Below are 13,224 nucleotides of genomic sequence, written 5' to 3'. Positions count from 1 at the left end.
TAATGTATACGCGTAGACTATAGATTGCATACGAGCAGTGTCATTTCGGGGAGGAAGTGGAATGCTGCAGCAGGGCAAGCCGGAGAGCGGCCAACCGCTTATCACCGTCCACAATCCGATGGGTTATCCGCCGAAGGTGAGCCGCAAGCAGCCGGCCGCCCGGCCCGCCAGTCTCGACGGGAAAGTCGTCTATCTCATCGACAGCCGTTTCGACGATTCCGTCGAGCTATTGAAACAGGTCAAGGCCTGGTTTGCCCGGAACATGCCCTCCGTGGAATTGCGCATCCGACAGCTCGCCAGCACCTACGCCAAAGATGATCCGGCCCTCTGGGAAGAGATAAAGGCGAACGGCCATGCAGCGATCATCGGCGTCGGCCATTGCAGCACCTGCGCGCCCGCCGTCACCACCCATGCGATAACACTGGAAACCAAATACGGGGTTCCGACCGCGGCAATCCATACGGACAAGTTCGACAAGGTCGTGCGCTCGGTCGCCAAGATGGGCGGGCTGTCGCAACAGCCGCTGGTTTTCGTGCCGCAGCCGGTCATGGGCAAGACGCCGGAAGAGCTGCGCGCCTATGTGGAAGGCATTGACCCGGTCAACGGCAAGCCGGTCATGCAGGAAATCATCGAGGCGCTGACGATTGGCCTCGCCGCCGGCGCAGAGGACGGGCATTTCGAGCGCAGCACGCCGCGATATGTGGAGTCCGACACCGAGGACAATCTCCACGCCTCCTTCCTGCGCAACAACTGGACGGACAAGCTGCCGATCATACTGCCGACGGATGCCCGCGTCGCAGATATGCTCGCCGGCACCTCCCGCAAGCCCGATGAGGTGGTCGGGCACATGCAGCCGACGACCAATCGCGGCCTGTGGGAATACACGGTCGAGAAAGTGGCGGTGAACGCCGTCATGGCCGGCGCGTCGCCGGAATATTTCCCGGTCATCCTGGCACTGGCGGCAGCGCAGGTCACTGCCCGTGGATCGACCTCCAGCTCGGCAGCCGCGATGGCGGTCGTCAACGGGCCGATCCGCGGTGAAATCGGCATGAACTGCGGCGTCGGTGCGCTCGGTCCCTATAATCATGCGAACGCCACGATCGGCCGCGCCTTTGGGCTCCTGTCGCAGAACCTTCAGGGCGGCTCGGTTCCGGGCGAGACCTTCATGGGATCGCTCGGCAACAACTATACCTACAACAACCTGACATTCGCAGAGAACGAGGAGCGAAGCCCCTGGGAGCCGCTCCATGTCCAGAAGGGTTTCGATGCGAAGACGAGCACGGTCAGCCTCTTCCACGGTTGCCGCTCGACGACCTTCAGCCTGGGACTGCGCAAGGAATACTGGCGCGAACATGTACGAGACATGCTGCTTGGCACGGACGCGATCACCGCGCCGACCCTCGTGCTCGATCCGATCTGCGCCCGGCAGTTCATCGATCGCGGCGGGTTCGTGAAGAAGCAAGATCTGCTGAACTTCATCTGGGAAACGGCGCAGATGCCTGCCGGCCGATACTGGGACCTGCAACTGGTACAGAACTACATCTATCCGCGCGCCACTTTCGGCGAAGAGCCAATGGCAGGCAAGCTGAAGGCGGACAGGGACGAACTCATCCATATCTTCCGCGAGCAGGATATCAACGTCGTGGTCGTGGGCGGCGAGTCCAACGGCTACTGGCAGATTTACGGCGCGCATTACCGCACCACCGTTTCCGTGGACGACTGGCGATGACCATGGATGCGAACGATTACAACATTGCGATCATCGGCGCCGGCGTGGCGGGGCTCAATGCGGCAATCACGGCTGCACGGCACGGCGCGCGCGCGATCGTCATCGACAGGCTCGGCGCCGGTGGCCAGGTAATCAATGTCGATCGCATCGACAATTTTCCGGGTCCGTCGGAAGGCATGTCCGGTTTCGAGCTCGGCCCGATGCTGCAGATGCAGGCCGACGAAGCCGGCGTCGAATTCGCACTCGACACGATCAGAAGCGTCTCGAAGACAGACAGCGGTTTTCGCGTCGCTGGTGCTGACCTGAATCTCACCGCGAGCGCGGTAATCGTCGCCGCGGGTTCCGCCAAACGCACGCTTGGCATTCCGGGTGAAGCGGAATTCGAAGGGCGCGGCGTTTCCCATTGCGCCTCCTGCGATGGCCCCCTGATGCGTGGCAAGGAGGTCTGCATCGTCGGCGGCGGGGATTCGGCGCTCGATGAGGCCCTGGCGCTTTCGGCTCATGCCTCGCGTGTAACCGTCATCCATCGCGGCCCACGGCTGAAGGCCATTGCCGCGTTGCAGACGAAAGTCCATGAGGCGGCGAATATCGATATCAGGCTCAATACGGTCGTACAGGCGATCCGTGGCGAGGGTGGCGTCACCGCGCTTTCCGCCCGCGATTTTTCAACGGGAGCGGAAAGTGAAATCCCATGCCACGGCGTCTTCATCTATGTCGGGCTGGAACCCCATACGGCCTTCCTCGGCGATATCGTCACGCTTGCGGCGGATGGCCGGATCGTCGTCGATCTCGATATGCAGACATCGGTACCAGGCATCTTCGCGGCGGGTGACATCCGCGCCCGCTCGGTCGCACATCTGGCGGCTTCAGCGGGCGACGGGGTAACGGCGGCAATTTCCGCAGTGCGCCACCTTGCAGCGGACGGCATCGAGCAACCGGCGAAACATTACGCGTCGGCGGGATAGGATATCCATGAACGTGCAGCTCAAAGGCAAACAGGGCAAACCGAGCGTTCGCGATGCGATCGAACAGGATATCGTCACCGGCTTCTATTCGCCCGGCGACAGGCTCGATGAAGCGGGCCTTGCGGCCCGTCATCAGGTCTCCCGCACACCCGTTCGCGAGGCGCTGATCCAGCTCAGCACCATGGGACTCGTGAAGATGGTGCCCAATCGCGGGGCTTTCGTTACCCAACTTACCGTCACCGAACTGGTCGAAATGTTCGAGGTGATGGGCGAGCTTGAAGCCATGTGCGCGCGGCTTGCGGCGCGGCGCATCCGGCCGGAGCAACTGAAGCTGCTGGAAGAGGCGCAACAGGCCTGCGCCAGTGCCCAGCAGGCGGGCAATTCGGACGACTATTATTACGCCAATGCGGAATTCCACCGGCTGATCTACGAAGCAAGCGGCAACGGGTTCCTCGCGGAAAGCGCCCATGCACTGCAGCGGCGGCTGAAACCTTACCGGCGCCTGCAATTGCGGGTGCCAGGACGCGTCAACAGTTCGCTTGCCGAGCACGAGGAGGTGCTTGCGGCGATCTGTGCCCGCGATGACGCCCGTGCCCGTGATGCGATGCGTGCTCATGTGGTCATCCAAGGCGAATATTTCAGCGATTTCCTGGCGCTCATGCGCCCGGTGGAACGCCAGCTCATACCTGGAGAATGACGGGAGCGAAATCTCCGGGTCGGGGATGGCAAGGAAGGAACGCATGAACCTTTAGGCTCGGGAGGGTTGAGCCTTTTGCCGGCAGCCGCCGGTTCAAACGGGAGGAGAGATCATGAAGCATGTCTTCAGTTATGTAGCCGGCTTTGTTCCGGCACTTGTGCTGGCGGCCGGCATTGCCGGTGCGGCCGAAATGACCGACGGAGAAAAGCAGCTCTATGAGGCTGCAAAAAAGGAAGGCTCGGTCACCTGGTATGTCTCGCAGACGACGACTGAATTTGCCGATGGCATGTGCAATCTGTTCGAGAAGAAATATGCCGGCGTCGAATGCAATGTCGTACGGGCTTCCGGCCAGGTGATTTTCCAGCGCCTTGTGCAGGAGCTCCAGGCCAAGGCCGTGCAGGGCGACCTGATGTCGACCAACGACGACGGCCAGATGCTGCAGCTCAAGGAACAGGGCGCGCTCGCCCAGTTCGCGCCGGAAAACCTCAAGGACATGGTGCCGGTACTGCGCGACATGGCCGACAAGGAAAATTACTGGATCACGTCCGGCGTCTCGCCATTGGTGATAGCCTATAACACCAAGCTGGTTACCGAGGCGGAAGCGCCGAAGAACTGGACCGACCTCACCGATCCCAAATGGAAGGGCCAGGTTGCAGTCGGCCATCCGAGTTTTTCCGGTAGCGTGGGTCTCTGGACCATCATGATGAACGATCTTTATGGCTGGGACTTTTTCGAGAAGCTCGAGAAGAATGCACCGCAGATCGGCCGTTCCGTTGCGGATGGACATAACCTCGTCGTCTCCGGCGAACGAAAAGTGGCGCTTGCACCCCTGCCGCTGATCCTCTCGGATGCGGCTGCCAAGAAAGCGCCCATCGCCGTTGTCTATCCAACTGACGGTGCGCTGCTTCCGCCGTCCGCAACCGGTATCCTGAAGGACGCGCCGCATCCGAATGCCGCGCGGCTCTTCGAGAACTTCCTGCTCGGTCCGGAGATCGCAGAGTATTTCTCCAAGGATTATCGTTATCCGCTGCGCGCCGGCGTGCCATTGGCCGAAGGCATGCGTCCCTTGGACAGCTACAAGACAAGGTCGATCGAGACGACCGAAGGCATAAGCAAGCTGCCGGACATTCAGGAAAAGTTCCGCGATACGTTCGGTATCTGAGCCTTTCCCCGAAGGCCGGTCCCATCCGGCCTTCGCCATGTTCTCGCGCGCAGGCGCGGATGAAGCGGAAAAATCCGACGCCTCCAACGATGAAGTGAGCGCCGATCATGACGAGTGTTTCCGATACTGATGCTATGAGCTGGACAAAGGACGAGCCGGCAAAAGTCCACGTGCCCTGGCATCAGCGGCTGCAGCCGGCCAACCTGCTCTGGCTTTTTCTCGCCGGTATTCTGGTGGTGTTGATTATCGCACCCATGTGGACACTCGTGATCTCCAGCTTCACCGACGCCAAAACCGGCGGCTGGACGCTTCATAACTATGCGGAAGCCTACGGCAAGGAACGGCATATCACGGCGCTTACCAACACGCTGAAGATGGGCGCCGCTGTCGTCGTGCTGAAGCTGCTGTTTGGAGTGCCGCTCGCCTGGGCCTGCACCCGCACCGACATGCCGGGCCGCAATTTCGTACGTTACTCCGTATTCGGTGCCTTCATCATGCCACCCTATCTTGCCGGTGTCGGCTGGATCCTGCTCGCCGGTCCGAATACCGGCTGGATCAACAAGATCTGGCATGCTCTGACGGGGTCGGCAGAACCACTGGTGAACATCTTCTCCTTCAGCGGGCTCGTTCTGGTCACGGCGATCGGCGGCTTCTTCCTCGTCTTCGTGCTGGTCAGCAGTGCCTTCGAGATGATCTCGTCGGAAATGGAGGACGCCGCCAATATACTTGGCGCAGGGCCATTCAAGACGGCAATGAAGGTGACCTTCCCGCTTGTCATGCCGGCAATCATCGGGTCGGCACTTCTTTCCTTCCTCGGGGCGATCGCACTTTACGGCGTACCGGCGCTGATCTCGATTCCCGCGCGTTACCCGGTCGTGGTCATCCAGCTCACCGAGTTCTTCTCCTTTCCGCTCAGGCTGGAAGTGGCGGCCGCCTATTCAATGCCGCTCTTGCTGATCACGGCCGCCTTGCTCGGCTTGCAGAAGCTGATCCTACGGCGCAAAGGCTATGTGTCGGTCAACGGCAAGGGCGGCGAACGACGCATCGTCAAGCTCGGTAAATGGCGTTGGGTGCTGTTCACCTATTGCCTCATGGTCGTATCGCTCGCCGTCGTGATGCCGCTCTTCGTGCTTCTGCTCGCAGCCTTCTCGCAATCCTGGACGACCGGTTTCTCATTCGACAACTTCACACTCGGCAATTTCCACTACGTGCTCTTCGAGCATTCAAGCTCGCAACGGGCGTTGCTAGGCAGCATCGGTCTCGGCATCGCCGCCGCCACGGTCGCAATCATCCTGGCGCTCTTCATCGCTTACATCGTCCAGCGCCGGCTGTTACCATTTTCCGGCGTGCTCGCCTTCCTCGCAGTCTCGCCCTATGTCGTGCCGGGCATCGTGCTGGCGATCGGCTTTTATGCAGCCTATGCCCTGCCGCCTGTAGCGCTTTACGGCACCTACATGATCATGGCACTCGCCTTCATCACCCGCTTCCTGCCGATCGCCTTTACCACCAGTTCGGCCGGCGTGCGCAGCATCCATCCGGAAATGGAGGAGGCGGTGCGCATCCTCGGCGGCGGGCGGACGACGGCGCTTCGTCATGTGGTCGGGCCGCTGCTCAAGCGCACTCTTGCCGGCGGCTGGCTCCTGATCTTCGTGCCTGCCGCACAGGAACTTTCGACCGCCATCTTCCTGGTCGGTCCCACCACGCGCGTCGTTTCCGTCGTGCTGCTCGATCTCAGCGAGGAAGGCGAGCTCGAAAAACTCGCGGCGCTGGGCTCACTTCTGTTGATCATCATCGTAGCGGTCGTTGCCGTCGGGATGAAATATCTCGGCCGCGACTTCATGTTGAGGAGGAGCTGATATGGACGGACTTGTCCTCAGGAAACTGGGCCGCCGTTTCGGTGCGGTAGATGCCGTTCTGGATTTCGACCTGCATATAAAGCCGGGTGAATTCGTCTCACTGCTGGGGCCGTCCGGCTGCGGCAAGACGACGACGCTCCGGATGATCGCTGGCTTCATCGATCCGACCTCCGGCTCGATCGAGCTGGACGGCAAGGTGCTTTCGGCACCGTCCGGCTCGGTGCCACCGGAAAAGCGCGGCATGTCGATGATCTTCCAGTCCTATGCGATCTGGCCGAACATGACGGTTTCGGAAAACGTCGCCTTCGGCCTCAATCTGCGCAAGCTGCCGGCCGAGGAGGTCAAGGCACGCGTGGGTGCCGTGCTGGAAACGGTCAGGATGAGCCATCTCGCCGACCGTTATCCTGCGGAACTCTCCGGTGGGCAGCAGCAGCGCGTCGCACTCGCTCGCGCCGTCGTCATTCGCCCCGCCGTGCTTCTGCTCGATGAACCGCTCTCCAATCTCGACGCCAACTTACGCGAAGAGATGCGTTTCGAGATCAAGCGCATGCACGACGAATTCCGCATCACCTCGGTCTATGTCACGCATGATCAGGGCGAAGCGATGGTGACCTCCGATCGTATCGCCGTGATGAACAACGGCCGGCTCGAACAGATCGACACACCCTACGCACTCTATAGCCGTCCCAAGACACGCTTCGTCGCAAGCTTCATTGGGCGCACCAATTTTCTCTCCGGGATCCGTGGCAATAGCATGATCGATTTTGCCGGCTTCAGCGTGCCGTTTGCGGCGATCGGTGAGGAGATGACGGGAGGCGGGCCGATCACCGTATCGATCCGGCCGCAAGCGATGAAGTTGTCCGCGACCGAAATGGCAAAGGACAAGACGATCAACCTGCCAGGCTCGGTGAAGCAGTCTTCGTTCCTGGGCGAAACCTGGGACTACGTCTTCCAGTCGCGCGAGGGAGGCTTGCAGTTTCGCGTCGCGGCGCCGCCGGCGGACGTCTTCCCGGTCGGCACGCCCGCGTGGCTGCAAATCGATCCGACGCAGATCGTGCCGATCACGGACTGAAGTTCACCGCAACTGTCCGGCGAGTTCTCAGGTTTGGGGAGATGCTGCTCCGGCGGCTGCACTCTTATTTTGTGCGAAGTGACACTCGGCGGCGATGAGAGGATATGAAAATTCGCCTCCATAGCTCTTCCCTCAGATGCCGCCGACCTTTTCATTGAGGTCCGCCACAAGTCTCCGACGTCGCCGGATTTCCGTAAGAACTTCTCCAAAACGCTGCAGCCCGCGCCCCATCAGCATCGCCTTCAGTTTGATGAATGCTTCCGCCGTCGCGACTGCATCTCCCATCGCCGTATGCCGCTCTGCTTCGGTCAGGGGAATGGCGAGCCTGCGGGCCAGCGCATCGAGTGTATGCGTCTCGCTCTGTCCGAAGACGACGGTGGATAGGAGAACCGTATCGAGGACAGGATTGACGAAACGAATTCCTAGCTCTCTCTCCCTGCGATAGAGGAATTCCATATCGAAAGGTGCATTGTGCGCCACAAGCACCGCCCCCTCCGCAAATTTATGGAATCGCTCGACCACTTCACGCACACCTGGCGCATTGGCCACCATGGAATCCGTGACGCCGTGGACGGCCGAAGCGCTGGCGGGGATCGCTCGACCGGGATTGACCAGCGCCTCGAACATCTCTCCTTTAACGCGCTTGCCATTCACGATGCGTACGGCCGCGATCTGCACGATTTCGTCGCCCTGCTCGGGCAGAAGTCCCGTCGTCTCCGTATCAAAAACGACATAGGTAAGATCATCCAGCTGCGCTTCGGCAATCTTTTCGTACTGAACACGCGAAAGCAGGTCGAAATCGTAGACGACCGTCCGCGAAAGATCGGTCGAGATCGGTTGCAGACGCTCGATCGGCTTCAATGTTGCGCCGAAACCACTTTCGGTTTCCGTGCGCAATTGCGTGATCTGTGTAGCATGTGCCGCTAGGATAGCGTCCGCCGCCGGCCCGCCCTCCAGCACGGGCATGGCCAGCCATTCCTTGAGTTCACCGCCCGAGACAGAGGAGCCCGTCCAGCTGAGTGCGAGCGTGGCGGCATCCCTCTCTTCCCGGATCGCCAGCCGGAAAGCCTTGACGCCGTTGCGATCCGCCACAAGCCGCGCCAGATACGCGAACAACGAGACGATATCGAAAGCGTTGCATCGCGCTGCCACCGGATCGACGTTGACGGCAAGGTTGATCCCCTCATCCGCAAGTTCCCTCTGCAGCTGGTGCGCCAGTTCGCGGGCGTCGGCCGGGGCCATGGGCCAGCCATCGGAGCGGCAAGCTTCGAAGCGCTGCTCGATATCACCCAAGGACGCGTCCAGAGCCGCAACCTCACGCTCTACCGCAAACAACGTGTCGCGTGCTTTCGATTTATCGGGCTCACCGAGAAACTGTCTGAGCGTCGCCACGACCGGGCGAAATCTCTCGAAGACATCGCTCAACAACACATCGCGACGCGCATAGGCCGCCACCTCGCTTGTCACATCGCGCAGCGTCATGACATAGGCGCCGCTGTCGCCGCCATTATCGCCGATGAGGCGCATGCGGCCTGCCAAGCGGCGCGATCCACACGGGCTCATGCAAATGAATTCCACCACTGCATCCGGAGCATCCGCCTCCATCAGCCGGTGATGTGCATCCCGGATGGCACCGTCGCTTAGATAATCGAAAAGGTTCCGGTCGAGGCAGACCGGTCGCTGTGCGCCCGCGAGAAATCGCTGCGCCACGCCGTTATAGAAGACGAGATGATGGCGCCCGGTGCACAGCAAGACCGCCGGCGGCACATCAGCGAGCAATTGCTCAAGCTTGCTCTTGTCCGACGACAGCCGAGCCGTTTCCCGAGCCACCGACTGCGCCAGCGAATTGCGGGTATGCGCAAGCGTCGCTGCTGCGGCCGATGCCGCTGCGGCGAGGTCGCCAAGGTAGCGCGCATCGGCAGTCTCCATTTCCTCGTCGATATGGGCATGGGCATGCGCACGCATCGCCGAAGCAACATTCCCGATCGGGCGCGCCACATAGGTATCGAATAGAAACCAGATCCAGGTGACGATCGCCAATATCCCGAAACCGGCGGCAACTGCGCCATGCATGAAGGCGTTGAACATCTCCGGATTTCCCTGGCGGTGGTAACCGAACCAGAGGCCGAGTGCCAGCGCAACCATCGAGCCGACAGCGATGGCTATGAAGAAAAGAAGAATTCGGCCGCGCAATCCTATTCGCACGTTAACGACGTCCTCAATCTTGCTTGCATGCGGCGGCGAGCGTCGGATCATCCGCGGGAATATCCGACCATTTCGCCCCGATGATGGCGCCGTCCTGGGCAACGGTGACATCCTGATCGACAAGGTTCGCCTGTCGCTTGCCATTGCAGTCGAATACCACTGTCACACGCGCCGGCTGTTGCCAGCGTGCAGCCAGAACCAAATCCACCATGACCTGGCCCGGCTGTTCCGGATGACGCTTGGCACTGCCGGTGTCCACTGCGCTGAACCGATCAATCACCGGCCGATAATAGGACCAGGGCCGCCAGAAAGAGCGATCCTCATGCTGCCATGTCACCGCGATCGTGGGCGGCATAGCGTTGGTAACCCGCGAGAACCAGGTGTACTCGCTCCACACGGCATAAGACAGCATGCCCAGCCCCGCCGCGGCCGGCACAATCCACTTCGGCAAGTGACCGCGGCTTATCCACCGGAGGCCCATGGCGATGCCTGCCAGCGCCACGCCTGCCACAACGGCTGCGATCAACTCGAATAGCATTCAATATTCCTCTATATGGGCGCCCTGCCGCTATTGGCCAGCGCCGATTGCATCGTACGCACGACTACGAACGCGTCACGCAGATGGGAGCGTTCGAAGTCACCGAATTCATAGGGGCCGAGATAATTGTCCGGCCGCAATCCCGCCCTCACCTGGGTCGCCTGATTGCGCAGTCTGAACTCGGCGATAAGGTCATAGGCTGCGATGAGATCGCGCGCGCCGGCCCCTGAAATGACACCCGCGTCCTCCGCCGCGAGCAACCGCGCCCGGGTGTTCACCGGTGTCAGCCGTGCCATCAAGGCGTAGACCCGCCCGAGATCGACGACAGGCACGACACCATTGTGCTTCATGTCGATCTGGTTGCGGTGTTCCCCATTGCGAACGGTGACAAAGCCTCGCAAGAGACCGAGCGGCGGTGCATGTTTCAACGAATTGCTGATCATATGGGCCACGAAGATCGAATTCCTGCTCGCCTGCTCCAAGGTCTGAGCCTGCAAACTTCCGAAAAGCGATACCGTGCCGGCTATGGGGCGCAGATCGAACATGACGCTTGCAAGCATCTGCGCCATCGGTTCCGGCGCGGTTATCCACCCGTGGAAGTATCCTCGCCAGACACTTACCGGCTGACACCAACGGGGATTGGTCGCCATCATGTCTCCTGGGCAGAAGACATATCCGCAGGCATCGAGGTTGTGGCTAACGAAACGGGCGAGTTTCTCGAACCATGGACGTTGGCTTTCGACGAAACTGTCATCGATGAAGATACAGTTATCCTGGTCGCTCACCCCGGCCTGTTCCTGCCTGCCTTGGCTGCCGCATGCGAGCCAGAGATAGGGAACGGGCGGAGGGCCCAGATCCCGCTCGGCAAGGACGATAAGCCGCCGTGTTACCGCATCGGCAATATCGGTAATCAGCCTGGTTGCGACCTCGTGAGGATTGTTGCCGCCGACCAGTTGCGCGAGAAGCTGCGGGATGCGCGCCGTGATGCTTCGTAGATCCTCCACCTTTTCGGCGGTTGAAGCTTCGTGGATTAGCAACGCCGAGGAGACGGCCTGAAATCGTGTCAGATCCGTCTGTGTAATCATGCCCACGATCCGATCACCTTCGACGACCGGCAGATGCCCGACGCCGCGCTCCAGCATCAGATTGAGGACGTCGGAACCCAAATCCTGCTCTGTAAGCCCGATGGGGTCCCGCGTCATCACCGTTGATACGGACGTGTTGACAGGGTCGAGGCCCTCAGCCAGCACCCTCGCAGCAAGATCACGCGTGGTGACAATGCCGACGAAGGTTCCGTTGTCCACGACGCCGAGACTCGACACCTTGCGATCGCGCATGAGTTCCGCAGCATGCCTGACACTGTCCTTCGATGAACAGACCAGCGGCGGCTTCGACATCAAGTCCCCGACCTTCCGCAAGGTCATGTCGGCGCGACGGATATCGTTGCCACGACCACGTGAGAAAAAGCGGGTGTAGACCGGATGCTCAGCTAAAAGCCGCTTGAACTCGGCCGTCGGCAGGACAAGCAGGATGACGTCGGTCAAGGCCCGGGCATTGGTGACGGCTCGGCCATCGGCCATCAGGCCGCGTTCGCCGAAAGAATTCCGCGGAGAAAGCTGGGAGATGACAGTGCCGGAAGAATCACGGATCTCGACGCTGCCTTCCATGACGAGATAGAGGCCGGGCAGGGGATCGCCACGGCTGTAGATTTCGCTGCCAGCCGACAGGCTTTGGCGGATAAATCGTTGCGCGACATGATCAAACTCACGCCTTGGCAGGCTGTCATAGGGATGAACAGTCTCGAGAAACTTGGCGATATTAGGCGAGGTAGATCCCATAAGAGCCCTCATGCAAGCGCGCGAGGCCGGTTGAGAGAAGAAAGCGGGCGGCTATCACCGCCCGCTTCCTGCCGCATAAATGGATATCAGTGGCCTGTAGCCGCCCCGGCACCCCGCGGAACCCGTATGGATTCCACGAGATCCTGTACATGCTGCGGCGGGGACTGGCTCATCATCGAGACGATATAGGCCGTCGCGAAGTTCAACAGGGCGCCGATCGGGCCGAACGCCGTCGGCGGGATGCCGAACAGGTAGTTGGCCGGAACATCCGCCAGCATGTTGGTCCCCTTGATGAAGAACCATCCGAGGTAGGTGAACAGGTAGAGGCACGTCACGATAAGACCGACAAGCATGCCGACCGTCGCGCCGACCGAGTTGATGCGCTTCGAGAAAATGCCCATCATCAGAACCGGGAAGATACTTGCTGCGGCAAGACCGAAGGCGAGTGCCACCGTCTGAGCGGCAAATCCGGGTGGGTTGAGACCCAGCAGAGTCGCCACCACAATAGCACCGCCCATGGCCACGCGGGCAGCCATGAGCTCACCCTTTTCGGAAATATCCGGTTTCATCCAATCCTTGATCAGATCGTGACTGATCGCGGATGAGATGGCAAGCAGCAGACCAGCGGCCGTCGACAAGGCTGCAGCAAGACCGCCAGCCGCGATAAGGCCGATGACCCAGCCCGGAAGCTGCGCAATTTCCGGATTGGCGAGAACGAGAATATCATTGTTGATTTCCAGTTCATTGCCAGCCCAGCCGCGCTCTGTTGCCTGAGCTTTGAAGCCCTCGGACTTGTCGTTATAATACTGCATGCGGCCGTCGCCGTTCTTGTCCTGGAATTTCAGGAGCCCGGTCACTTCCCAGTTACGCATCCAGTCGGGACGCTCATCATAGAGAACCGCTTGTTGCGATGCACCGTTCGGGAAGATCGTGTTGATGATGTTCAGGCGCGCCATAGCGCCGACCGCCGGAGCAGTCAGGTAGAGAAGCGCGATAAACACCAGCGCCCAGCCTGCCGACCAGCGCGCATCAGCCACCTTCGGAACGGTGAAGAAGCGGATGATGACATGCGGCAGACCGGCGGTGCCGATCATCAGCGACAAGGTGAACAGGGTCATGTTCAGCATGGACCCCTGCGCGGTGTAGGCCGTGAAGCCGAGGG

10 protein-coding genes are annotated in these 13,224 nt (G+C 60.6%); 6 read left to right on the top strand and 4 right to left on the bottom strand.

Annotated elements, in window-relative coordinates:
* Positions 1-61: 61 nt before the first annotated feature.
* From JL39_RS30550 to JL39_RS15270, 6 genes are all read left to right on the top strand, one after another.
* Positions 62-1,729, top strand: coding sequence for a hypothetical protein (locus tag JL39_RS30550; protein ID WP_052182891.1), 1,668 nt, complete (start codon positions 62-64; stop codon positions 1,727-1,729).
* Positions 1,730-1,731: 2 nt separating this feature from the next.
* Positions 1,732-2,694, top strand: coding sequence for an FAD-dependent oxidoreductase (locus JL39_RS15290; RefSeq protein ID WP_052182890.1), 963 nt, complete (start codon positions 1,732-1,734; stop codon positions 2,692-2,694).
* 7 nt (positions 2,695-2,701) lie between these two features.
* Positions 2,702-3,391: a GntR family transcriptional regulator gene (locus tag JL39_RS15285; protein ID WP_037152104.1), complete on the top strand. Its 690-nt coding sequence runs from the start codon at positions 2,702-2,704 to the stop codon at positions 3,389-3,391.
* A gap of 112 nt (positions 3,392-3,503) precedes the next feature.
* Positions 3,504-4,553: an extracellular solute-binding protein gene (locus JL39_RS15280; protein WP_052182889.1), complete on the top strand. Its 1,050-nt coding sequence runs from the start codon at positions 3,504-3,506 to the stop codon at positions 4,551-4,553.
* A 134-nt stretch (positions 4,554-4,687) separates the two neighbouring features.
* Positions 4,688-6,409, top strand: coding sequence for an iron ABC transporter permease (locus JL39_RS15275; protein ID WP_052182888.1), 1,722 nt, complete (start codon positions 4,688-4,690; stop codon positions 6,407-6,409).
* Position 6,410: 1 nt separating this feature from the next.
* Positions 6,411-7,481, top strand: a complete 1,071-nt coding sequence (locus JL39_RS15270; RefSeq protein ID WP_037152102.1) for an ABC transporter ATP-binding protein — start codon at positions 6,411-6,413, stop codon at positions 7,479-7,481.
* A gap of 132 nt (positions 7,482-7,613) precedes the next feature.
* On the opposite strand, the gene JL39_RS15265 is transcribed toward JL39_RS15270, so the two are convergent.
* From JL39_RS15265 to JL39_RS32540, 4 genes are all read right to left on the bottom strand, one after another.
* Positions 7,614-9,686: a 3'-5' exonuclease gene (locus JL39_RS15265; RefSeq protein WP_037152506.1), complete on the bottom strand. Its 2,073-nt coding sequence runs from the start codon at positions 9,684-9,686 to the stop codon at positions 7,614-7,616.
* A 13-nt stretch (positions 9,687-9,699) separates the two neighbouring features.
* On the bottom strand, positions 9,700-10,224 hold the full coding sequence (locus tag JL39_RS15260) for a hypothetical protein (protein ID WP_037152099.1): 525 nt from the start codon (positions 10,222-10,224) through the stop codon (positions 9,700-9,702).
* A gap of 11 nt (positions 10,225-10,235) precedes the next feature.
* Positions 10,236-12,062, bottom strand: a complete 1,827-nt coding sequence (locus JL39_RS15255) for a DUF294 nucleotidyltransferase-like domain-containing protein (RefSeq protein ID WP_037152096.1) — start codon at positions 12,060-12,062, stop codon at positions 10,236-10,238.
* Between the two features lie 86 nt (positions 12,063-12,148).
* On the bottom strand, positions 12,149-13,224 hold a 1,076-nt coding region (locus JL39_RS32540), incomplete at its 5' end, for a VC_2705 family sodium/solute symporter (protein ID WP_244446897.1).

Origin of the sequence: Rhizobium sp. YS-1r (assembly GCF_000757525.1) — a bacterium.
GTDB classification, from domain to species: domain Bacteria; phylum Pseudomonadota; class Alphaproteobacteria; order Rhizobiales; family Rhizobiaceae; genus Neorhizobium; species Neorhizobium petrolearium.
The sequence above is the reverse complement of the archived record's forward strand: the minus strand, read 5'-3'. Positions and strand labels throughout refer to the sequence as shown.